21 protein-coding genes are annotated in these 22,050 nt (G+C 72.0%); 9 read left to right on the top strand and 12 right to left on the bottom strand.

Annotated elements, in window-relative coordinates; translation table 11 throughout:
• Positions 1-128: 128 nt before the first annotated feature.
• A complete protein-coding gene (locus OHT57_RS10550) occupies positions 129-980 on the top strand; it encodes a chaplin (protein WP_328745860.1) in 852 nt (283 codons plus the stop codon).
• Between the two features lie 88 nt (positions 981-1,068).
• Here the strand turns inward: OHT57_RS10550 and OHT57_RS10545 are convergent, their stop codons facing one another.
• Positions 1,069-1,257, bottom strand: a complete 189-nt coding sequence (locus OHT57_RS10545) for a DUF5703 family protein (protein ID WP_328745859.1) — start codon at positions 1,255-1,257, stop codon at positions 1,069-1,071.
• 47 nt (positions 1,258-1,304) lie between these two features.
• On the opposite strand from OHT57_RS10545, the gene OHT57_RS10540 reads away from it, so the two are divergent.
• A complete protein-coding gene (locus OHT57_RS10540) occupies positions 1,305-2,012 on the top strand; it encodes a hypothetical protein (protein WP_328745858.1) in 708 nt (235 codons plus the stop codon).
• 122 nt (positions 2,013-2,134) lie between these two features.
• Here the strand turns inward: OHT57_RS10540 and OHT57_RS10535 are convergent, their stop codons facing one another.
• Entirely contained in the window at positions 2,135-4,444 is a 2,310-nt protein-coding gene (locus OHT57_RS10535; protein ID WP_328745857.1) for a helix-hairpin-helix domain-containing protein, read from the bottom strand.
• The gene (locus OHT57_RS10530; RefSeq protein ID WP_328745855.1) at positions 4,441-5,427 is read right to left on the bottom strand and encodes an aldo/keto reductase; all 987 of its coding nucleotides are present in this window, start codon (positions 5,425-5,427) and stop codon (positions 4,441-4,443) included. The genes OHT57_RS10535 and OHT57_RS10530 overlap by 4 nt, the downstream gene beginning before the upstream one ends.
• A 175-nt stretch (positions 5,428-5,602) precedes the next feature.
• Between OHT57_RS10530 and OHT57_RS10525 the strand changes: the two genes are divergently transcribed.
• A complete protein-coding gene (locus OHT57_RS10525; protein ID WP_328745854.1) occupies positions 5,603-6,658 on the top strand; it encodes an LLM class F420-dependent oxidoreductase in 1,056 nt (351 codons plus the stop codon).
• Between the two features lie 375 nt (positions 6,659-7,033).
• Positions 7,034-7,822 (top strand): ferritin-like domain-containing protein, encoded by a 789-nt coding sequence (locus tag OHT57_RS10520; protein ID WP_328745853.1) that lies wholly within the window; start codon positions 7,034-7,036, stop codon positions 7,820-7,822.
• A gap of 7 nt (positions 7,823-7,829) precedes the next feature.
• On the opposite strand, the gene corA is transcribed toward OHT57_RS10520, so the two are convergent.
• On the bottom strand, positions 7,830-8,825 hold the full coding sequence (corA, locus tag OHT57_RS10515) for a magnesium/cobalt transporter CorA (protein WP_328745852.1): 996 nt from the start codon (positions 8,823-8,825) through the stop codon (positions 7,830-7,832).
• Between the two features lie 62 nt (positions 8,826-8,887).
• Here corA and OHT57_RS10510 point away from each other — a divergent pair, with 62 nt between their 5' ends.
• The 4 genes from OHT57_RS10510 to mshC all read left to right on the top strand — a co-directional run bounded on the left by OHT57_RS10510 (position 8,888) and on the right by mshC (position 12,368).
• Entirely contained in the window at positions 8,888-9,574 is a 687-nt protein-coding gene (locus OHT57_RS10510) for a histidine phosphatase family protein (RefSeq protein WP_328745851.1), read from the top strand.
• A 96-nt stretch (positions 9,575-9,670) separates the two neighbouring features.
• Positions 9,671-10,261 (top strand): DUF3090 domain-containing protein, encoded by a 591-nt coding sequence (locus tag OHT57_RS10505; RefSeq protein WP_328745849.1) that lies wholly within the window; start codon positions 9,671-9,673, stop codon positions 10,259-10,261.
• The gene (locus tag OHT57_RS10500; protein ID WP_328745848.1) at positions 10,225-11,037 is read left to right on the top strand and encodes an SCO1664 family protein; all 813 of its coding nucleotides are present in this window, start codon (positions 10,225-10,227) and stop codon (positions 11,035-11,037) included. Before OHT57_RS10505 ends, OHT57_RS10500 begins: the two co-directional genes overlap by 37 nt.
• Before the next feature lie 101 nt (positions 11,038-11,138).
• A complete protein-coding gene (gene mshC, locus OHT57_RS10495) occupies positions 11,139-12,368 on the top strand; it encodes a cysteine--1-D-myo-inosityl 2-amino-2-deoxy-alpha-D-glucopyranoside ligase (protein ID WP_328745846.1) in 1,230 nt (409 codons plus the stop codon).
• Between the two features lie 82 nt (positions 12,369-12,450).
• Here the strand turns inward: mshC and OHT57_RS10490 are convergent, their stop codons facing one another.
• The gene (locus OHT57_RS10490; protein WP_328745845.1) at positions 12,451-13,083 is read right to left on the bottom strand and encodes a hypothetical protein; all 633 of its coding nucleotides are present in this window, start codon (positions 13,081-13,083) and stop codon (positions 12,451-12,453) included.
• A 53-nt stretch (positions 13,084-13,136) separates the two neighbouring features.
• Positions 13,137-14,861, bottom strand: a complete 1,725-nt coding sequence (locus tag OHT57_RS10485) for a S8 family peptidase (RefSeq protein WP_328745844.1) — start codon at positions 14,859-14,861, stop codon at positions 13,137-13,139.
• Between the two features lie 265 nt (positions 14,862-15,126).
• Here OHT57_RS10485 and OHT57_RS10480 point away from each other — a divergent pair, with 265 nt between their 5' ends.
• Positions 15,127-16,056, top strand: coding sequence for an SMP-30/gluconolactonase/LRE family protein (locus OHT57_RS10480; RefSeq protein WP_328745843.1), 930 nt, complete (start codon positions 15,127-15,129; stop codon positions 16,054-16,056).
• Between the two features lie 54 nt (positions 16,057-16,110).
• Here the strand turns inward: OHT57_RS10480 and OHT57_RS10475 are convergent, their stop codons facing one another.
• The 6 genes from OHT57_RS10475 to OHT57_RS10450 form a co-directional block, all read right to left on the bottom strand.
• Positions 16,111-17,154, bottom strand: a complete 1,044-nt coding sequence (locus tag OHT57_RS10475; RefSeq protein WP_328745842.1) for a PAC2 family protein — start codon at positions 17,152-17,154, stop codon at positions 16,111-16,113.
• 164 nt (positions 17,155-17,318) lie between these two features.
• Complete coding sequence (locus OHT57_RS10470; RefSeq protein ID WP_328745841.1) at positions 17,319-17,990, bottom strand: FadR/GntR family transcriptional regulator; 672 nt, start codon at positions 17,988-17,990, stop codon at positions 17,319-17,321.
• A 69-nt stretch (positions 17,991-18,059) separates the two neighbouring features.
• On the bottom strand, positions 18,060-19,355 hold the full coding sequence (locus OHT57_RS10465) for an amidohydrolase (RefSeq protein ID WP_328745839.1): 1,296 nt from the start codon (positions 19,353-19,355) through the stop codon (positions 18,060-18,062).
• Positions 19,352-20,125 carry a phosphorylase family protein gene (locus tag OHT57_RS10460; RefSeq protein ID WP_328745838.1) on the bottom strand — a complete coding sequence of 258 codons (774 nt, stop codon included), beginning with the start codon at positions 20,123-20,125 and terminating at the stop codon, positions 19,352-19,354. The genes OHT57_RS10465 and OHT57_RS10460 overlap by 4 nt, the downstream gene beginning before the upstream one ends.
• Complete coding sequence (locus tag OHT57_RS10455; RefSeq protein WP_328745837.1) at positions 20,122-20,991, bottom strand: ABC transporter permease; 870 nt, start codon at positions 20,989-20,991, stop codon at positions 20,122-20,124. Before OHT57_RS10455 ends, OHT57_RS10460 begins: the two co-directional genes overlap by 4 nt.
• Complete coding sequence (locus tag OHT57_RS10450; RefSeq protein ID WP_328745836.1) at positions 20,991-22,049, bottom strand: ABC transporter permease; 1,059 nt, start codon at positions 22,047-22,049, stop codon at positions 20,991-20,993. The genes OHT57_RS10455 and OHT57_RS10450 overlap by 1 nt, the downstream gene beginning before the upstream one ends.
• Position 22,050 lies beyond the last annotated feature (1 nt).

Below are 22,050 nucleotides of genomic sequence, written 5' to 3'. Positions count from 1 at the left end.
AACAGGGTTGAGTCTGTCGGCCCCGGAGCGCGTGCCATGCGCTCCGGGGCCGACCGGCCTTTTCGAAGGGGAGAAGAGCCGCGCAGCAGCGGCATTTCCAGACAACGTCGAAGGCAGGGATTCAGCACATGCGACAAGTCACCCGCAAGGGCCTGATGACAGTGGCGGCCGCGACCGGCGTGATCGCCGCCGCGGGAGGAGCCGCCCACGCCGACTCGGGCGCGAGCGGATCAAGCGTGAACTCACCCGGCGTGCTGTCGGGCAACACCGTGTCGGCGCCGGTGCACGCGCCGGTGAACGCCTGCGGCAACACCGTGGACGTCGTCGGGGTCCTCAACCCCGCCATGGGCAACAGCTGTGCCAACAAGAGCGGCGGGTCGCACGGCGGATACGGCGGCTCGGGCGGCCCGGGAAGTCACGGCAGCCAGGGCGGTCACGGGCACGGCGGACACGCCGGCCACGCCGGCCACGGCGGTTCAGGGGGCTCGGGCGGCTCAGGGGGCGCGCACGCCGGCGGACACACCGGCGGTTCGCCCGGAGTGGGCTCGGGCAACCACGTCGAGGTACCGATCGACGCCCCCGTGAACGTCTGCGGCAACAGCGTCGACGTCATCGGCATCGGCAACCCCGCGATGGGCAACGACTGCGGCAACGGCTCCGGCGGCGGTCACCACACCCCGCCCGGCGGCAGCCGGAACATCCCGCCCGGCAACCCGGGGCACCCCGGAATCCCGGGCAACCCCGCAAACCCCGTGGAGCCCGGTCCCCCCGGTTCTCCGGTTACCCCGTCCGTCCCCGGCACTCCGGGCGGCGGCACCCACGGCAACCACCCCGGCACCCAGACCGTCAGCCAGCCCCTGGGCAGCGCGGAACTCGCACACACCGGAAGTGACCTGCCGATCGGCCTGGTGCTCCCGGTCGGCGCCGGTGCGCTGCTGGCGGGCGCGGTCCTCTACCGCAAGGCGCGCGCCTCGGCCTAGGGCCGCGCGCCGCGTGCCCCCGCAGGGGGCGCGGCGAGTGAAACGGAGCGGGCCCCGTCGTGGCGGGGCCCGCTCCGTTCGTCGTGCCTCACCACGTGGCCCGCACCTGGCGGATGATCCGCCGGCGCAGCCGCACCCTGCGGCTGCCATCGCGCATCAGGCTCAGTCGGTCCAACTCCCAGTGTCCGTACTCGGCATGGTCCGTCAGCAGACGTGTGGCGTCCTTGCGGGATACCCCCCGCGGCACGTACACGTCGGCAAATTCGTATTCCGGCATCGCATCTATTGTGCGGGCCGGGGCCCGGTACGGATAGCGTCTGCTCTATGTCTGATGCTGTGCAGCCCACCGCTGCCGAGGTACGTGCCGCCGCCGAGGCGGTCAAGACCGCGCTCGACCGCCACCTGGCCGCGGTCGAACGGAGGTCGGGGGAGGACGACCCCGCCGTCTACGAGGCCTTCAACGAACTGGCCGCGGCCGCCGAGGTGTACGACGAGCTGCTCTACGACCGCTACGACGAGGTCACCCCCTTCGAGATCCCCGGCGCCGAGGACGCCCCGCCGTACACCGGCCCCGAGGAGCCGAGCGCGCTGAGCGTGCTGATCCGCCGTGACTACGCCGTGGCGGAACCGCAGCGGCTGATGGCGCAGGCCCAGCGGGTCGAGGCGGCCGACGACGGTCTCGGCGCGGAGGCCTCCAGCACGGTGCACGGTGCGCTGGGGGTGCTGTTCGGCGAGTTCGAGCCCGACGAGATCGCCTCCCGGCACAAGGAGTTCGGTCTGGAGGAGGGCGACTCGACGCTGTGGGTGACCGCGGCGGACGAAACGGCCGACCCCGGGGAGTGGCTGGAGGCGCCGTTCGAGCAGGTCGACGCGGAGCGGGTGGTGTGCCGCTTCGACGTCAGCGCGGTCTTCGACGACGACCTTGACGACGAGGCCGACGACGAAACCGACGAGGCCGACCTCGAGGACGATCTCGACACGGATCTGACCGAGGACGAGGACCTGGAACCGCTGGACGCGGATCGTCGCTGAGCGGATGTGCTGAGGTGGACGCGCTGAAGCAGGTGTGCTGACGCAGCTGTACTGACGAGTGCGAGGGCGGTGGGCCCGGAGGATCTTCTCTCTCCGGGCCCACCGCCCTCGTTCCGGTGGGGTCAACCGGCCGTCGGCGTCTGCGGTGCGAGGAGGACGGGCAGCCGCGTCGTCCGGGGCTTGGCCGGGATCTCGGCCACCGCCCGCGGAAGCGCCTGGTCCACGCCGTGCACCACGGAGAGGTGACGCGCAGCCCTGCCGAACGCCGTGTAGACCCAGGGGCGGGTGAGGGCCTGGGCGGCGTCGCCGGGCAGGACCGCGACCACCGCGGGCCAGCGGCCACCCACCGCCTGGTGCGCGGTCAGCGCCCAGCCGTGCCTGACGGACTGCTCCACCTGCTCCTTCGGTACGACGACGGGCTCGTCGGCGCAGGTCAGGTGCAGGCCGTCCGCGTCAGCCCGCACCACGCGGCCCGTCAGGGTACGGCCCGGTGCGGGGGAGTAGGCGATGCGGTCGCCCGGGTCGAATCCGCCGAAGCGGCCGGGACCCGGGTTGAGGCGTTCCTTCAGGGCCGCGTTGAGCACGCGGGTGCCCGCGGCGCCGCCGTGGCCCGGGGTGATCACCAGGGTCTCCTCGGCGGGGACGCCGATCGCCCGGGGCACCGAGTCCGCGACCAGCTGCACTGTGCGGTGCACGGCCTCGCCCGCGTCCCGCACCGGCACGATCACGACCTCCTTGCCGGGGGCCTCGACCTGGTTCAGTTCGCCGATCCCGATGCCCGAGACCAGCTCGCCCAGCGGCCCGGGATCCGGCCTTCGCGAGGCGACCTGCGGGCAGATCCGTGCGGCGAGCAGATCCGCGAACACCCGCCCGGGACCCGCCGACCACAACACCGACGGGTCTCCGCCCAGCACCAGCCGCGCCCCGTCCGGCAACGACTCCACGAGCAGCGCGGCCGTCTCGACATCCAGCTGAGGCGCGTCGAGCACGACGAGCAGGTCGAGGTCGAACGCCCCGTCGGCGTCCCGGCCGGGCCCTTCGGCACCGGTGAGGAGACCGGCGACGGTGGCGACGGGCTGGGCCAGGGTGTCGTCTGAGGGGCCGTCGTGCGGTTCGCCCTCGCCCGGACCGGGGGCGCCCTGTCCACCGGCCGTGAGCAGGCCGGCGAAGAGGTCACGCCCCAGTGGGCTGTGCGTGGCCGCCCAGGCCCGCAGCCCCAGGCTCCGCGCCGCCTCCAGCAGCGCCGCCGGCTCGGCCCGGGACGCCTCACCGCCGGTGTGCAGGACCAGACCGGCCGTCGCGACCGCGCGGATCAGCTCGGCCGCACCCTTGGCCGACGCGGCGGCGCGCTGCCAGTCCTCCGCCGAACCGTCCTCCTTGGGCACGGAGTTGATCACCCGGGCCAGTCCGTCGGCGAGGCTCTCCTCCGCGAGGGCGTAGCGCTCCAGGCCGACCAGGATCCGGACGGGACGTTCCGCGCCCTCCGGGTCGTTCTCGTCGCTCTCCTCGGGCTCCGGTGCGGTCGGGTCGAGGGCGTCCTGGAAAACCAGGGCCTCGGCCTCGGCGATGGTGCTCTGTACGGCCGCGTCGGCGTCCTGCACGCCCCGCTGGGCCAGCGCGGCGATGAGCGCCGGCATCTCCAGCGCGGTGTGCCCGGCGAGCGCCGCCTGCTCCAGGAGCCAGACGGTGACCGCCCGTCCCCGCCGCTCGTCGTCAGGCTCGCACTCCGCGCCGAGCAGTGCCCGCGCGAACCCGTCGGCCTGCTCGGGCCGTACGCCGGAGACCCGCAGCAACTGCCAGGGATCCGCTCGCAGTTCGTCGTCCGCCGCTTCCCCGAACACCGCGGCGACCTGCGGCGCGAGGTCCTCCGGCGCACCGCCCTCCACCAGCACCCGCCGTACGGCCTCCACGGCCTCGGGAGCGGGCCCTGCCCCGGAACCGGCGACCTGGCTCCCGGCTGCTTCGGCCGACACCGGCCGGGGCCGCGCCGGTTCCTGGGCCGGCCTGCGCGGTGGTTCGGGCTCGCTGAACACGGCGGCCACGGGCTTGGCCCCGCTCTCCACCGCCCGCACGGCCGCGAGGAGGTCGGCGGCCTTGCCTCTGAGTCCGGCCCCGCTGTCGACGGGCCCCGACCTCTCGGCCTTCCGCCGCGCGATCCGCTCCCGCTCGACCCGCTGCGCCGCGAGTTCGGCCTCGGCCTCGGACAACTGCGCCTTGGCGGCGCCGTCCGCGTCGCCGGCGGCGGAATCGCCGCTCACACCCTCGGTGTCGGCCGCATTCGATGCGTCGCCGTCCTCAGGATCCCCGGTCGCGTCCGCGTCGGCACTCTCCTCCGCGGAAGCGCCCGGTGTCTCCTCCGTGCCCTCCGGCTCCGTCGCCTCGCCCCGTGTCTGCGGCTCGGTCTTCTCCGTGGGCTCCGGCTCCGTGCTCACAGCGTGCTCCAGTCGTGATCGGGATAGCGGTGCACGGGTGCCGACACATCGTCGAGCGCCCGGCAGATCTCGTCAGGAAGACTAAGGGCCTCCACTGACAATGCCGCCGTGAGCTGCTGCGAGTTGCGCGCGCCGACGATCGGCGCCGCCACCCCCGGCCGGTCCCTGACCCAGGCGAGGGCCACCTGCAGCGGAGTGACCGCGAGCCCGTCGGCCGCCGTGGTCACCGCGTCCACGATGCGGCTCGCCGTGTCGTCGAGATAGGGCGCGACGAACGCCGCCATGTGTTCCGAGGCACCGCGCGAGTCGGACGGCGTGGTGTTTCCCCGGTACTTGCCGGTCAGGACCCCGCGCCCCAGCGGTGAGGACGGCAACAGCCCGATACCCAGGTCCAGGGTGGCCGGCAGCACCTCGCGTTCGAGGCCGCGCTGCAGCAGCGAGTACTCCAGCTGTGTGGCGGCGAGCCGGGTCCGCACCCCGGGCGCGGCCAGCTGCCAGGTTCCCGCCTTGGCGAGCTGCCAGCCGGAGAAGTTGGAGACTCCGGCGTAGCGCGCCCGGCCGCTGTTGACGGCCAGGTCGAGGGCCTGGAGTGTCTCCTCCAGCGGGGTGCAGGGGTCGTAGGAGTGGATGTGCCACACGTCGACGTAGTCCGTGCCGAGCCGGGCCAGCGAGTCGTCCAGCGCGGAGAGCAGATGCCCGCGCGAGCCGTCGACAGGGCGGTTCGGGTCGGCCACGCTGCCCGCCTTCGTGGAGATGACCAGGTCCCGGCGCGGGACCAGCCCTTCTATGAGGCGGCCGAGCAGGTACTCGGCCTCCCCGTCGCCGTACACGTCAGCCGTGTCGACGAGTGTCCCGCCCGCCTCCCAGAACGTTTTGAGGAGGTCAGCCGCGTCGTGCTCGTCGGTGTCCCTGCCCCACGTGAGGGTGCCGAGTCCGATGCGGGACACGCGCAGGCCGGTACGGCCGAGATGCCTCTGCTCCATGAACGCCGAGATTACTGGCCAGAGCATGCCTCGTGGGGGCCTGTGGACAACCGATTCCCACAGGTGCGGGGCAAGTGGGCCCGGTCACCGGCACGGGCCTCGACCTGCCCCGGTCCGCACTGCCACGCTAAGGTCTGCGGCAAGGGACGTTACTGATCGGTAAGGGGAATCGGCCATGCAGCTCGGGATCAACCTCGGCTACTGGGGCGCCGGAATGGACGCGGACAATCTCTCCGTCGCCCAGGAGGCCGACCGGCTCGGATACGCCGTCTGCTGGGCGGCCGAGGCCTACGGCTCGGACGCGGCCACCGTGCTCACCTGGGTCGCCGCGCAGACCGAGCGCATCGACGTCGGCTCGGCCATCTTCCAGATCCCGGCCCGCCAGCCGGCGATGACCGCGATGACCGCCGCCACCCTCGACTCGCTGTCCGGCGGCCGCTTCCGACTCGGCCTCGGCGTCTCGGGGCCGCAGGTCTCCGAGGGCTGGTACGGCGTCAAGTTCGACAAGCCGCTGGCACGCACGCGTGAGTACGTCGAGATCGTCCGCAAGGCCATGAGCCGCGAACGCCTCACCCACGACGGCGAGCACTGGACGCTCCCGCTGCCCGGGGGGCCCGGCAAGCCCCTCAAGCTCACGGTCCACCCGCAGCGCGAGCACATCCCGCTGTACATCGCGGCGATCGGTCCCAAGAACCTGGAGCAGACCGGCGAGATCGCCGACGGCGCCCTGCTGATCTTCCCCTCCGCCGAGCACCTGGAGGACACCGCGATCCGCTATCTGCGCGCCGGGCGGGAGAAGGCGGGCAAGACCCTCGACGGGTTCGACATCGCGCCGACCCTTCCGCTCGCCCTCGGCGAGGACAAGGACGTGGCCGCGCTCGCCGACACCTTCCGCCCGTACACCGCGCTGTACGTCGGCGGCATGGGCAGCCGCAAGCAGAACTTCTACAACCAGCTCGCCCAGCGCATGGGCTTCGAGTCGGCGGCCGCCGAGATCCAGGACAAGTACCTCGCCGGCGACAAGGACGGCGCCGCGGCCGCCATCCCGCACGACCTGATCGACAAGACGGCGCTGCTCGGCTCCGTGGACCGCATCGCGGACCGGATGAAGGAGTACGCGGCGGCCGGCGTCACCACGCTGACCCTGGCCCCCGCGGGCTTCACGCTCGACGAGCGTCTCGCCGCACTCCGGGCCGGCACCGAGGCCCTGGAGCGAGCCGGGCTCGCATAGGCCGCGGTGCTCCGGATCAGCTCGGTTCCGTGGGCCGCAGTGCCCCGCGCAAGCGCCGTGGCCCACGGAACGATCCGGCCGCCGATCAACGCCGGACCGGCGGATCACGCAGCCGATGCCGGCGGTCCCGCCTCGCGTGTGCGTGGTTCGGCCGCCGGAGGTTTCCACGGCCGTGGTGGGGGCTCGGGGGTCTTCCCCGCCACGGCCGTCACATGAGTCAACGCGCCCGCGCCCGCGCGGTTACGCCCCCGGAGTGACTCCGGCAGTCCTCCTTTTGGCGGAGTTGTCCGACACAGCTGTTGCAGCACCCATCGCGCCGCATTTGACTCGTTCTTCGCGGATTTGCCGCGGAGTCCGGCGGAGAGGTGCCACACGATGCTTTCGGCCAAGAGCCTGTTCCAGGAGATCATCGACGACGACGAGTCGTTCCGGCTGTTCTGCTCCATCGCGGCCAGTGGGGAGTCGCAGGGCGGCTGGGAGAACGCCCGCATCGCCGCACTCGTGCCGCAGAGCGAGCGCGACCTCGTCCCCAAGATCACCCGGCACGGCGCGGACGAGGACAAGCACGGGCGGATCTTCAACGCCCTGATGAAAAAGCGCGGTCTCCGACCCGTCCCCGTCCCGCCGGAGACGGACTACACCATGCTCCTGGAACGGCACGGCATCGGCCTCGCCCACGAGAAACTCAGGAGCGACGAGCCGCTCACCGTGCAGGACATCGTCACCTACCTCGCCCACAGCCGCGTCACCGAACAGCGCGCCGCCGAGGAGATGGAGCTGCTGCGCAAGCACTTCGCCGACCACCCCGACCTCGGCCGGGCGGTCCGGATGATCTCCGGTGACGAGGACAACCACCTCGCCTACTGCCACGAGGAACTGCTGCGCTTCGCCCGCGCCGGTCACGGCCGTGCCATCCAGCACAGGCTCAGGGAGTGCGCGCTGGCCGAGATCCGCGTCTACCGGGACGTCAGCCTCGCCGTGATGGCCCACATGGGACGCATCCTCGGCTGGCCGCGGCCGAAGTCGGCGGTGCTGGCCGCGGGCATCCACGCGGTGTACGCCTATGAACGTGCGGCCGGCTGGCGCCGCATGGTCTCCCTGCGGACACCGGAACGCCGCGACGCCCTGGGCGGCCCGGCCACCTCGGCCCCCGAGTTCGCCTGAGCACCCGCTACAGCCAGCCCCGACGCTTGAACGTCTGGTACAGCAGCACCTCCAGGGCGCCCATCAGCGCGATCACCGCCGGATACGACCACACCCAGTGCAACTCGGGCATGTGCTCGAAGTTCATGCCGTAGATCCCCGCGATCATCGTGGGGATCGCGGCCATGGCCGCCCACGCGGAGATCTTCCGCATGTCGTCGTTCTGCCGGACGCTCATCTGCGCGAGATGCGCCGACAGGACGTCCGACACCAGCCTGTCCAGGCCCTCCACCGACTCGTTCACGCGCGCGAGGTGGTCGTTGACGTCCCGGAAGAAGGGCCGCGCCCTGTCGTTGACGAACGGCACCGTCGCGCCGTAGGACTCCACACCCGCGAGCCGGGTCAGGGGCATCGTGAGCGGGACGGTGGCCCGGCGGAACTCCAGGATCTGCCGCTTGAAGGTGTAGATCCGGGACGCGGTGTCCCGTGAGCCGCCGCCGTCCGGTGAGAACACCTCCGCCTCCAGCTCCTCCAGGTCGGTCCCCAGTTCCGTCGCCACCTCCAGGTAGTGGTCCACGACGGCGTCGGCGACCGCGTACAGCACCGCGGTGGGTCCCTTGTCGAGGAGGCGCGGTTCCTTCTCCAGACGGTCCCGTACGGTCTTCAGCGGCGAACCCACGCCATGACGGACCGTCACCACGAAGGCGTCGCCGAGGAAAAGCATGACTTCGCCGGTGGAGACGGCGTCGCTCTCCGGCTCGTACACGACGGGTTTGAGGACGACGAACAACGAGTCGTCGTAGACCTCCAGTTTGGGCCGCTGATGGGCCTTGAGGGCGTCCTCCACGGCCAGTGGGTGCAGTCCGAACTCCTTGGTGACCAGCTCGAACTCGTCCTCGGACGGTGCGTGCAGCCCGATCCAGACGAACCCGCCCGCCGCCCGCGCCCCGTCCAGCGCGTCGGACAGGTCCTCGGGCCCCTCCGTCCGGTGCCCGTCCCGGTAGATGGCACAGTCGACGATCACGGAGCGTATTCTCCTGTCGCTCGGACGCCGTCGCATTCCGGCGTACGCCTACCCTGGGCCGCATGCCCACGTTGATCCTTGTCAGACACGGACGCTCCACCGCGAACACCGAGGGGCTGCTCGCCGGGTGGACACCCGGGGTCGCCCTGGACGAGCGCGGCACCGCACAGGCCGCCGGGCTGCCCGCACGGCTGGAAGGCGTGCCGATCTCCGAGGTCGTCGCCAGCCCGCTCCAGCGCTGCCAGGAAACGGTCCGGCCGCTGCTGGACGCCCGGCCCGGCCTGTCGTCGCACAGCGAGGAGCGCATCGGGGAGTGCCACTACGGCGACTGGTCCGGCCGCAAGCTCGCCGAGCTCATGGGTGAGCCGCTCATGGAGGTCGTCCAGACGCATCCCTCGGCGGCCGCGTTCCCCGGCGGCGAGTCCATGCGGGCCATGCAGACGCGCGCGGCGGAGGCCGTACGCGAGTGGAACGCGCGCGTGGAGCGCGACCACGGCGCCGACGCCGTCTATCTGATGTGCTCGCACGGCGACGTCATCAAGTCGCTCGTGGCGGACGCACTGGGACTTCATCTCGACCTCTTCCAGCGGATCTCTGTAGAACCGTGTTCCATCACCGTCATCCGTTACACCCGTCTGAGGCCGTTTCTCGTCCGCCTCGGCGACACCGGTGACTTCGCGTCCCTCTTGCCGCGCGAGGAGGCCGCCGGCGGTGACGCTCCGGTCGGTGGTGGTGCGGGCGCACCGTGATCGTCGGGCGCAGTAGGGTGAAGCGATTCACCCGAGCGCGTTCACGCATGGACGTTCCCGCCGTTCCCCTACTCACGAATCCAATGGAGACAGGACGTGTCCCGTCAGGTGTTCCTCTATGACCCGCCGGACCGCTTCGTGGCCGGCACGGTCGGACTGCCCGGACGCCGTACGTTCTTCCTCCAGGCCACGGCCGGCCCCCGAGTGACCAGCGTGGCCCTGGAGAAGACACAGGTGGCCGCCCTCGCCGAGCGGATGGACGAACTCCTCGACGAGGTCGTGCGCCGCAGCGGCGGCAGTGCCTCCGTCCCGGCCGTGCCGCCCACCGTGATCTCCGACACCGCCCCCCTCGACAGCCCCGTCGAGGAGGAGTTCCGGGTCGGCACCATGGCCCTCGCCTGGGACGGCGAGGAGCAGCGCATGATCGTCGAGGCGCAGGCGCTCGTGGAGTTGGAGGCCGACTCCGAGGAGGACCTCGCCGAGGCCGAGGAGAAGCTCCTCCAGGACGAGGAGAACGGGCCCCCGATGCTGCGGGTCCGGCTCACCGGCGCGCAGGCCAGAGCCTTCGCCAGACGTGCCCTGGACGTCGTCAACGCCGGGCGGCCGCCGTGCCCGCTGTGCAGCCTCCCGCTCGACCCGGAAGGACACGTATGTCCGCGCCAGAACGGATACCGCCGCGGAGCGTGACCACGGCACAGGTGCTCGCCAGGGGTGAGCTGACGGTCCGCGGACAGATCCGGGACGCCTCCAACGCGGTGCTGCAGTGCTCCGTCGAGAGCGAAGGCCAGGAGCTGCTCTGCGTCTACAAGCCGGTCCGCGGCGAACGCCCCCTGTGGGACTTCCCGGACGGCACCCTCGCCCAGCGCGAGGTCGCCGCCTACGAGGTGTCCGAGGCGACCGGCTGGGGCCTGGTGCCGCCCACCGTGCTGCGGGACGGGCCCTACGGCGAGGGCATGTGCCAGCTGTGGATCGAGGGCGTACCGGGCACCGAACTGCTCGCCCTGGTCGACGCCGAGGAGCCCGAGCCGGGCTGGAAGGCCATCAGCCTCGCCGAGGTCGGCGAAGGGAAGACCGCGCTGCTGGTGCACGCGGACGACGAGCGGCTGCGCAGACTCTCCGTCCTCGACGCCGTGATCAACAACGCGGACCGCAAGGGCGGCCATCTGCTGCCCGCCGAGGGCGGTCGCCTCTACGGCATCGACCACGGCGTCACCTTCAACGCCGAGAACAAGCTGCGCACGCTGCTGTGGGGCTGGGCGGGGGAGCCGTTGACGGGGGAGGCGGTCGACGTCCTCAAGGGCCTCAGGGAGGCCCTGTCGGGGGCGCTGGCCACCCGGCTGGCCGCTCTGATCACCGCCGCCGAACTCGACGCCACGCGCGCGCGTGTCGATGAACTGCTCGCCACGGGCAAGCACCCGGAGCCGAGCGGTGAGTGGCCGGCCATCCCCTGGCCGCCCGTATGACGTGACCTTGCACACGGTCCGGGACCGCGCAAGAAGGCCTCACCGGCCATCCGGACCGGTCCGGTTCGTATACGGAACATCCGTCCGGTTAGGCTCATGACATGCATGCCTGGCCCGCTTCCGAGGTCCCCGCCCTGCCTGGTCAGGGCCGCGACCTGAGGATCCACGACACCGCGACCGGCGGTCCGGTCACCCTCGACCCCGGTCCCGTCGCCCGTATCTACGTCTGCGGCATCACGCCGTACGACGCCACCCACATGGGGCACGCGGCGACCTACAACGCGTTCGACCTCGTGCAGCGCGTGTGGCTCGACACCAAGCGCCAGGTCCACTACGTCCAGAACGTCACCGACATCGACGACCCGCTGCTGGAGCGCGCCCAGCGGGACAGCGTCGACTGGGCCGCCCTGGCGGAGAAGGAGACGGCCCTCTTCCGCGAGGACATGACAGCCCTGCGGATGCTGCCCCCGCAGCACTACATCGGCGCGGTCGAGGCGATACCCGGCATCGTGCCGCTCGTCGAGCGGCTCCGGGACGCCGGTGCCGCCTACGAGCTCGACGGGGACACCTACTTCTCCGTCGAGTCCGACCCGAACTTCGGGAAGGTCTCGAACCTCGACGCGGCCGCCATGCGGCTGCTGTCCGCCGAGCGCGGCGGCGACCCGGACCGTCCGGGCAAGAAGAACCCCCTCGACCCGATGCTGTGGATGGCCGCCCGCGAGTGCGAACCCAGCTGGGACGGGGCCTCGCTCGGCCGCGGACGGCCGGGCTGGCACATCGAGTGCGTCGCGATCGCCCTCGACCACCTCGGCATGACCTTCGACGTCCAGGGTGGCGGCTCCGACCTCGTCTTCCCGCACCACGAGATGGGCGCCTCGCACGCCCAGGTGCTGACCGGCGAGTTCCCCATGGCCAAGGCGTACGTCCACGCCGGCATGGTCGCCCTCGACGGCGAGAAGATGTCCAAGTCCAAGGGCAACCTGGTCTTCGTGTCGCAGCTGCGGCGTGACGGCGTCGACCCCGCCGCCATCCGGCTGGCGCTGCTCGCCCACCACTACCGGTCCGACTGGGAGTGGACCGACCAGGTCCTCCAGGACGCCCTGGACCGGGTCGGGCGCTGGCGTGCCGCCGTCTCCCGGCCCGACGGTCCGTCCGCCGAGGCGCTCGTCGAGGAGATCCGCGAGGCCCTCGCGAACGACCTGGACGCGCCCACCGCGCTGGCCGCCGTCGACCGCTGGGCCGCCGCCCAGGAGGAGCGGGGCGGCACCGACACGGGCGCGCCGGGCGTGGTGTCACGGGCGGTGGACGCACTCCTCGGCGTGGCTCTCTAGGAAGCCGTACGGAAGGGGCGCTGCCTGCTCGCGGAACCCGCGGCGGGAAGCGCCCCTTCGTCTGTCACGTGTCACGCGCGGGTCAGATCCGCTGGATCCGCACGCTGCGCAGGACGTTCGGGGACTGGGTGTCCCAGATGCCGATCACCTGGTGACCGAAGGCGAACGCCTCCTGGATCTGCTGGTGGATCTGCGGGCTCGGGCTGTTCAGCACCCGGAACTGGCCGTTGATACGCAGGAATACCTGCTGGGGCTGGCCCTGGAGCGGGTGCACGATGTCGATGAAGCCGCCTGCCACACCGGCGGCGAGCGACTGCGACTGGACCTGCTGGATCACCTGCTGGACCACGGACTGGGCGAGCTGCTGGAGCTGCTGCTGGTTCTGCTGCTCCATCTGCTGCGCCTGCTGGTCCTGCTGCTGCGACTGGCCGTAGGGCTGCTGCTGTTGCTGCCCCTGCCCGCCCACCAGCTGTTGCAGCAACTGCTGGTAGGGCTGCTGCTGACCGAGCTGCTGGAGCTGCTCCAGGGTGCCGCTGCCGCCCTGCTGCTGGCCGAAGCCCTGGCCTTGCTGCCCGAAGCCGTAGCCCTGCTGTTGCCCGTGGCTCTGCTGGTCGAAGCCCTGGCCCTGCTGTTGATAGGGCGATGTGCTCGGGAACTGCTGTCCCTGCTGCTGACCTTGCAGTCCCTGCTGGCCCATCTGCGGGGTGATGCTCATGCGATGTCACCTTCCCATTGATGTGACGGGACGTGCCGTGCCGTGCCGGATCGTCAGCCGGTGAGCACCAGGCCGACGATCTCGTCGTCCGAGAACCACACCCGGACGTCGGGCCGTCCGCCCGCGAAGGCGGCGTGCACCGCCTGCCGGATCTCGGGCGACGGGTTGTTGAGGTTGCGCCACGCGCCGGCCACGAACAGCCGGAGTCGCGGCGGGAGTTCACCTGGGTAGGGCAGGAGTTCGTCCCAGTACCGCTCGGCCCGGCCCGAGCCGACCGCGTCCGGCAGCAGCCGGGTGACCGCCGCCTTGATGTCGGGCCTGCTGCCGATCCGCTGCGAGGCCGGCCGGCCCGGCGCGTCCTGCTGCGGGGAGCCCGTGGCGCGCAGCACCGTACGGGCGCGGTCCGGGGACATCGGCGGCCGGCCGGCCGCCTTCAGCATGCCCTGGAGTGCGGCCAAGGCGCCGACCACCAGCGGGGACGCGGAGGACGTCCCGGAGAACGTGTCCGTGTACCAGGCGATCTCCTCGGGCCCGCCCTGCAGATCGCCGGGCTTGTCCCAGGACCCGCCGGTGGTGGTGACCTCGCGTCCCCAGCCCTGCGCGTCCACGCGTGCGCCGTAGTTGGAGAACGCGAGCCGGGAGCGGTCCGGGCCGTGGTCGCGGCCGTGCGTGCCGGGCGGCGGGGCGCCCGCGCCGACCAGGACCGCTCCGGACGACTGGTTGGAGAGGTTGAACGGGTTGCGCCACCACTCGGGGAACTCGTCGGGGCGGCGCTCGTAGACGGCGTCGTCGAGGGACTCGCCGCCGTTGCCCGCGGCCGCCACGACGAGAACGCCCCTGGCGGTCGCGTACCGGACGGCCGCGTAGTCGTCCGGCCACCACTCGATCGGGATGTAGCCGCGCTGGTCGTCACGGATCTCGTGGTCGAACCGAGGCCCGGGGCGCTGCAGTTCGACCAGGACGACGTCACCGGGCCCGAGCCGGTCGGCCGCCGCCTGGATCGCGGCCGCCGTGCCGATGCCCTGGAAGGACGCGGCCGCGGTCACCGCCTCCGGCACGATCCCGGCCACTCCGCGCTCACCCGGGTCGCCGCCGATCACACCGATCACGGCGGTGCCGTGGTTGCGCCAGGCGATGTCGGCCAGCGGGGTGCCGACGACGACACCGGCGAGCTTGGCGGCCAGGTTCTCGTGGCCCAGCTGCCAGGCGCCCTCGACGTCGATCACGGTCACCCCCTGGCCCGTCCCGCCCGGGCGCTGCCAGGCCCAGTGGGCGTCGATCCCGTCGGGCGCGGGACGCAGATAGCCCTGCCTGCCGGTGAAGTCCGGCGTCACCGGCGCGCCCTCCTTCAACCGGCGGTCGTCGTCGGCCACCGTCGCGGGCACGGCCGGCGGTTTGACGTACGCCGTGTCGATGCCGGGCAACGCGGCGATCCGCGCCCGCAGTTCCCCGGCCCGGCTCTCACCGCCGCGCACCCGGTAGAACCGCGCGAGGTCGGGCACGTCCTCGGCGCCGGTGCCCGTGACGTTGTGCTGGAGACGCTCCTCGCTGCCGAACAGCGGCTCCAGGGCGAGCTGTTCGTCGCTGAGGAACATGGCGAGGGCCGACACGTCGGCACCGGCCGCCGAGCGGACGCCCTGTGCCCCGGCGCGCAGCCGGGCCTCGGGGCGTGCGACGACGATCAGTTCCTGTTCGGCTCCCCGGTAGGTGAACCCCGCTCCGTCGGGTCCCGGCCCAGAGGCTCCCGGGCCCTGTGGTGGCTGTACCTGCTCGGTCATCGGGTATCGCTCCCTTCGGTCCGTGCGGGTGCTGCGGGTTCCTTCGGGGAGACAACAAAGCACCACAACGACGGCTCGTCCAGCCTCCGTTCGCCAACTCGGTTTGGAACAAGTTGAATTGGGTAACGTGTGCAATCCGTCCGGAAACCGATGTCACGTCACAATCCGGCCGAAGCCTGTGGAGGCCACCGTCATGTGATGGGGTGGGAGGGTCGCTCGACTGTTCGGCCGGCCATGCGCCGGCCTCCTTGCGGAAGGACGCACAGTGGCACGCGCAGACCGCTCCTTTGCACGTCGCACACTCCTGACCACGACCGCCGTGCTCTCCGGCGCGGCCCTGCTCGGCGGTACCGCGCAGGCGGCCGAAACCCGGCACGCCGCGTGGCCCGCGCAGTTCCCCCTCCCCGACGGCTTCCAGCCCGAGGGCATCACCATCGGCGCGAAGCCGTACGCCTACTTCGGCTCCCTCGCCAACGGCGACGTCTACCGGGCGAGCCTGGCCACCGGACGCGGCGAGGTCGTCGCGAAAGGCGCCGGACGTCCCACCGTCGGTCTGAAGATCGACCGGCACGGTACGCTCTTCCTCGCCGGCGGCGACAGCGGTGAGATACGGACCGTCGACGCCCGCTCGGGCAGGACCGAGCAGGTGCACGCCACCGGCGGCACCTTCGTGAACGACGTGGTCCTCACCCCGGGTGCCGCCTGGTTCACCGACTCCTTCAAGCCGGTGCTCTACAAGCTGGCCAAGGGCGCGGTGGAGACCGTACCGCTGACCGGGGACTGGCAGCAGGGACCCGACTTCACGGCCAACGGCATCGAGCGCACGCCCGACGGCCGAGCCCTGCTCGTGGTGAACGACTTCGCGAACGGCGGCGCTCTCATGCGGGTCGACCCGGGCACCGGCGCCGCGCGCGTCGTCGACCTGGGCGGGGCGAAACTCCCCAACGGCGACGGCCTGTTGCTGCTCGGCCGGACCTTCTACGCCGTCCAGCAACGACAGAACGCGATCGACGTGTTCCGGCTGAACGACGCCGGTACCAGGGGTACCGCGATCACCCGCATCACCGACCCGCGCTTCCGCATTCCGACCACGGTCGCGGCGTGGGGCGCGCGACTGTATCTGCCCAACGCGCGCTTCGACGTGGAGCCGACGCCGGAGACCGACTACGACGTGGTGTCCGTGCCGCAGGTCTGACACGGGTGAGGGCGGTGCGCATCCCGCGCACCGCCCTCACCCGTCCGGTCTGCCTCAGTCCTGCGACGACGAATCCTCGTCGCCCGGCTCCGTTCCCGGCTCGGTCTCCGGCTCGGTCCCGGCTTCCGGCTCGGCCGTGGTCTCGGGCTCGGTCTCCGGCGTCGACGGTCTGGGCGGCTTCGTACGACCGCCGGGGCCCTCCCACAGATATGCCGTGCTGTCACTGCCGTCCGCGGTCGCGTGGCCGCCCGGCTGACCGCCGTCCCGGCGCCGCAGATACCGCTCGAACTCCCGGGCGATCGCCTCGCCCGAGGCCTCCGGCAGCTCCGCGGTGTCCCGGGCCTCCTCCAGCGTCTGGACGTACTCGGCGACCTCGGTGTCCTCGGCGGCCAGCTGGTCGACGCCCACCTGCCAGGCGCGCGCGTCCTCGGCCAGCTCGCCCAGCGGGATCCGGACGTCGATCAGGTCCTCCAGCCGGTTCAGGAGGGCCAGCGTCGCCTTCGGGTTCGGCGGCTGCGACACGTAGTGCGGTACGGCCGCCCACAGCGACACCGCGGGCACACCCGCGTGCGTGCACGCCTCCTGGAGGATGCCGACGATGCCCGTGGGGCCCTCGTACTTGGTCTCCTCCAGGTCCATCCGCTGGGCCAGATCCGCGTCGGACGTGGTCCCGCTGATCGGAACCGGACGGGTGTGCGGGGTGTCACCGAGCAGCGCGCCCAGGATCACCACCAGCTCCACGCCCAGTTCGTGGGCGAAGCCCAGCAGCTCGTTGCAGAACGAACGCCATCGCATCGACGGTTCGATACCTCGGACGAGTACGAGATCGCGCGGTTTGTCACCGCCGACGCGGACCACCGACAACCTTGTCGTCGGCCACGTGATCTTGCGCACCCCGCCGTCCAGCCACACCGTGGGGCGGTTCACCTGGAAGTCGTAGTAGTCCTCGGCGTCGAGCGCCGCGAACACCTCGCCCTTCCACTCCCTGTCCAGATGCGCGACCGCGGCGGAAGCGGCGTCGCCGGCATCGTTCCAGCCCTCGAACGCGGCCACCATGACCGGGTCGACCAGCTCGGGTACTCCCTCGAGCTCGATCACCCAGGCCTCCTTCCGACGTGCCCTCGCTTAACGTGCCAACCTTACGGCGTCCGGCGGGGGCGCCCGCAGCCCCCTTGCACGGGGGAGTGAACGATCACTGCCCCGATAGCGCCCCGGGAACACCCACCCGACGCGGCGCCCCTCGGACGCTTCTCACTGACTTCTCACAGCGTGGACCGCAGCCACTGCTCCACGCTCGCGATGTGGACCGTCGCCCACGAGCGGGCCGCCTCACCGTCCCGGTCGCGCAGGGCGGCGAGGATCGCGCGGTGCTCGTGGAGGGTGCGGCTGACCGCGTCCTCCTGGGTCAGACCGCGCCAGATCCGGGCCCGGGTGGTGGGGCCGGACAGGCCGTCGAGGAGGGAGCAGAGGACGGAGTTGCCGGAGCTCTGCACGATCCCGCGGTGAAAGTCGAGGTCGGCGGCGACCAGTTCCTCCACCGACGGGCTCTCGCCGAGCTTGTCCAACTGGGCGCTCAGCGCGTCCAGTTGCTGCTCGCTGATCCGGGCGGCGGCCATCGCGGTCGCCGCCGGTTCCAGGATGCGGCGCACCGCCAGGAACTCCAGGACCGTGTCGTCGCGGTGGAAGTCCACGACGAAGCTCAGCGCCTCCAGCAGGAGTTGCGGATCCAGGCTGGTCACATACGTGCCGTCGCCCTGCCGCACGTCCAGGATCCGGATCAGCGACAGCGCCCGCACGGCCTCCCGCAGCGAGTTGCGGGACAGCCCCAACTCGGAGGCCAGCTCGCTCTCCTTGGGGAGTCGGTCGCCGGGGCGCAGCGCGCCGGAGACGATCATTCCCTTGATCTTCTCGATCGCCTCGTCGGTGACAGCCATGACCGGCCTCCTTCTCACCCCGCGGGTGCCCTGAGACGTCGGATGTCTCAGCCTCATTATGGGCGCTGCTCAGACGAGCGCCTCCAGTTCCGCGATCACCGCTTCCGCGTCGAGCGTCCGCAGTGCCCGGTCCCGCATCAGCACCCGCCCGTCCACGACGGTGTCACGCACGTCCGCCGAGTGGGCCGCGTACGCCAGCGTCGACCACGGGTCGTGCAACGGTCGCAGATGCGGCGCGTTCAGGTCCAGGACGATCAGGTCGGCGCGTTTGCCCGCCTCCAGCGTCCCCAGTTGTTCCGCGAGCCCCAGCGCCCGCGCGCCCTCGATCGTCGCCATGCGTACGGCCCGCTCGGCGTCGACCGCCGTGGGATCGCCGCCCGCCTTGTGCACGAGCGCGGCCTGCCGGACCGCGCCCAGCACGTCCAGCGAGTTGGAGCTGACCGCCCCGTCCGTGCCGAGGCCGACCGTCACCCCCGCGCCCAGCAGGCGCGGAACCGGTGCGATCCCGCAGCCCAGTTTGAGGTTGGAGACCGGACAGTGCGCCACGGACGTGCCGGTGCGGGCCAGGGCCGCGATCTCCGGACCGGTGAGGTCCACGGCGTGCGCGAGCAGCAGGTCGGGGCCGAGCAGGCCCAGTGAGTCGAGCAGTTCGACCGGCCGCTTGCCGTGACGCACCTCGACGGTGGCGACCTCGGTGGCGTTCTCCGCCGCGTGGATGTGCAGCAGCGCCCCGAACTCCCGGGCCAGGGCGGCGATCTCGGTCAGCTGGCCGGGGGAGAGGGTGTAGGCGGAGTGCGCGAAGACGACGGGACGGCGGCCGCCCCGGGCCGGTCCTCGCGCCTCCAGGTCCCGCCGGGCCCACGCGAGCCGCTGCCCGTACCCGAGGCCGTCGGGCGGTTCGGGTACGTCCATGAAGGTGGGGCCGCTCAGCAGCCGCCAGCCCGCCTCCCGGGCCGCCTCGTCGGCCGCCTCGTGGAACCAGTACATGTCGAGTGCCGAGGTCACCCCGGCCCGTATGCTCTCGGCGATCGCGAGCCGCACGGCCGCAGCCACGTTCTTCGGCGTGAGGAGTTCGGCCTCCGCGGGGAGCACCCGCTCCAGGAAGCCCTGGAGGGTGACATCGTCGGCGCGGCCGCGCAGCAGGGTCATCGCCAGATGGGTGTGCGTGTTGATGAGCCCGGGCAGGACGAGGCAGCCGCCGGCGTCAATGGACTCCTCGGCTGTGAACCCGGTACACAGCTCTTGTGCGGGACCGACGGCGACGATCACGCCCTCGTGGACGGCGACCGCCCCGCTGTGAACAACGCTTCCCGCCTCGTCGACGGTCAGAACGTCACCGCCGTGCACCAGCAGGTCGATGTTCACAGGGCGTCCCCCGCCTCACGTTCCTCGTGCGCCTCCGCCAGCAGCCGCAGCGCCTCCAGGGACACCACCGCGCCCCGGTCGACACCCACCGCGACGACCTCCCGGTGGGGGTCGTACACGCTGGCGCCCTCGTCGTCCACCAACTCGTCCGCGTTCGCGCCGTCGACGACGAGCACACCGCCCGCGACGAGGCCGCGCAGGGAGGCGATGACCAGCAGGGCGGACAGCTCCATCTCGATCGCCGCGAGCCCCGCGCCCTCGTAGGAGAAGAGCGGGAGGAGCCCGGGCTGGAAGGCCGCGCGTGTCCATACGATGCCCCGGTGGTGCGGTGCGCCGACCGCGCGGGCCGCACGCTGGAGCGCGAGCACCGCCTCGGGCGCGGAGACCGCCGGGTACTCGGGCGGCAGAAGCTGCTGCGTGACGCCGTCGTCCCGCACGGCCGCCTCCGCGATGACGAGATCGCCGTCACCGATGCCCGGCCTCATCGCGCCCGCCGTACCGAACCGCAGGACGGTGCGGATGCCCGCGTCGGCGAGCTCCTGGAACAGCAGAACGGCCCCCGGCCCGCCCACGCCGTGCGAGGCGACGGTGACCGGCAGCCCCTTCCAACTCCCGCTGAACACCCGGTACTCGCGGTGGTACGACACCTCCTGGGCGCCGTCGAGGAGTGCTGCGACGGCCGCCGCACGGGCCGGGGCGCCGACGACGACCGCGTGGGCCGGGAGCCCGGTGCGGGGGATACGGGTGACGGGCAGCAGGTCCTGGCTCATGAGGCGGCTCCGGAAGGAGAAGGCGTACGGCGACGGCGGCGGGCCGTCGTGAGGAAGAGGGCGCCGAGTGTGACGACGTAGGGCGCGGCGTCGGTCGCCTGCTGGGGCAGACCGAGGCCCTGCAGACGGAAGCCGGCCGCCTCCGCGATGCCGAAGAGCAGCGCGGCCAGCAGCACGCCGACGGGCGCCGCGCGGCCGAGCATGACCGCGACGACCGCGATCCAGCCCCGGCCCGCCGTCATGTTCTCGGTGAACAAGGTGACGTTGCCCAGGGCGAGTTGGGCCCCCGCGAGCCCGCACAGGACACCGGAGACCAGAATCGCCCCGTACTTGTACCTGACCGGGCTCACCCCGAGCGTGGCCGCGGCGTCCGGGGCCTCGCCGACCCCGCGCAGCCGCAGCCCCCACACATGCCGGGAGAGCATCACGGCGGCCACCGCGACCGCTGCCCACGACAGATAGGTGAGCGGGGTCAGACCACCGACCAACGGCAGCCCGGCAAGTGACGGGTCGTCAAAAGTGCCCTGCACGCCGAAGACCGTACGCAGCAGGAAGCCGGTCAGGCCGACGGCGAGCAGATTCATGGCCACGCCCAGGACGACCGCGTCCCCGCCCAGGGTCACCGCGCCCACGGCCAGGATCAGCGAGTACGCGGCCGCGGCGAGGGCCGCCGCCAGCACGCCGAGCCAGGCGCTGCCGGTGAACCAGCTGGTGGTGACGGAAGTGAAGCAGCCCATCAGCATCATGCCCTCGAGGCCGATGTTGAACACGCCCGCCCGTTCGCACAGGGCGCCGCCGAGCGCGGCCAGCAGGATCGGGGTGAGCGCGCGCAGCGCCGACATCAGCAGATCGGAGTCGAAGAACATCACACCGTCTCCTCGGACGTGCGGCGACGGCTCAGGAACCCGGGGATGCCGGGCAGCCGCAGCCGGGCCGCCAGGAACACGATCACGATCGCCTGGAGCACCTGGGTCAGCTCGCGCGGCACCTGGGTGGTCCGTTCCATGGCGAGGCCGCCGACCTGGAGGACCGCGAAGAAGAACGAGGCGACGACCGTGCCGATCGGCGCGGCCGTCGCCAGCAGCGCGGCCGTGAGTCCCGTCCAGGTGTAGCCGGGTGCGGTGAGCGAGCCGTCGACGAAGCGGTACGGGAAGCTCAACACCCCGATCGCGCCCACGAGTCCGGCGAGCGCACCGGAGACCGACATCAACTTCAGGGTCAGGCCCCGGCGTTCGACACCCGCGTACGCGGCGAAGCGGGCGTTGAGACCCGTCATGCGGATCTCGTACCCGATGGCGGTGCGCCGGTCGGTGAACCAGTACGCGGCCGCCGCGAGGACAACCAGCACCAGTCCCACGGTCACCGTCGAGTCGCCGAACGCGGGCAGCGCCACTCCGGCGGGCATCGCCCGGGTCTGCGGGAGGCTGGAACCGGGCTCCTTGAGCGGATAACGGGCCAGATACGACGCGAGCGAGACCGCCGGGTAGCTCAGCAGCAGGCTGCTGACCAGGAGCGGGACGCCGAAGTGGTTCTCGCACAGGGCGGCCAGGGCGGCGTACAGGGCGCCCGCCGCCATGCCGCCGAGGAGGGCCAGGGTGACGGTCAGGGGTGCGGGCAGCGGCGTGTACAGGCCGATGACGGCCGCGGTGATCCCGCCGAGCACCATCTGTCCGTCGCCGCCGAGGTTGATGAGTCCGGCGCGCAGCGGGATCGCCAGCGCGAGCGCCAGGCCGAGCACGCTGGTTCCGGTCGACAGGGTGGAGCCGATGCCGTCGGCGCCGAGTGATCCGGTCAGGATCGCCCGGTACGCCGTGACCGGGTCCGCGCCGGTGCCGACGAGGAAGAGCGCGCCGATGAGGACGCCCGCGAGCACGGAGAAGGTGACGGGGGAGCGCAGGGCGCCCCAAGTCCGGTCAGGTCTCATG

The sequence above is a fragment of the Streptomyces sp. NBC_00285 genome (assembly GCF_036174265.1).
GTDB lineage: Bacteria > Actinomycetota > Actinomycetes > Streptomycetales > Streptomycetaceae > Streptomyces.
The sequence above is the reverse complement of the archived record's forward strand: the minus strand, read 5'-3'. Positions and strand labels throughout refer to the sequence as shown.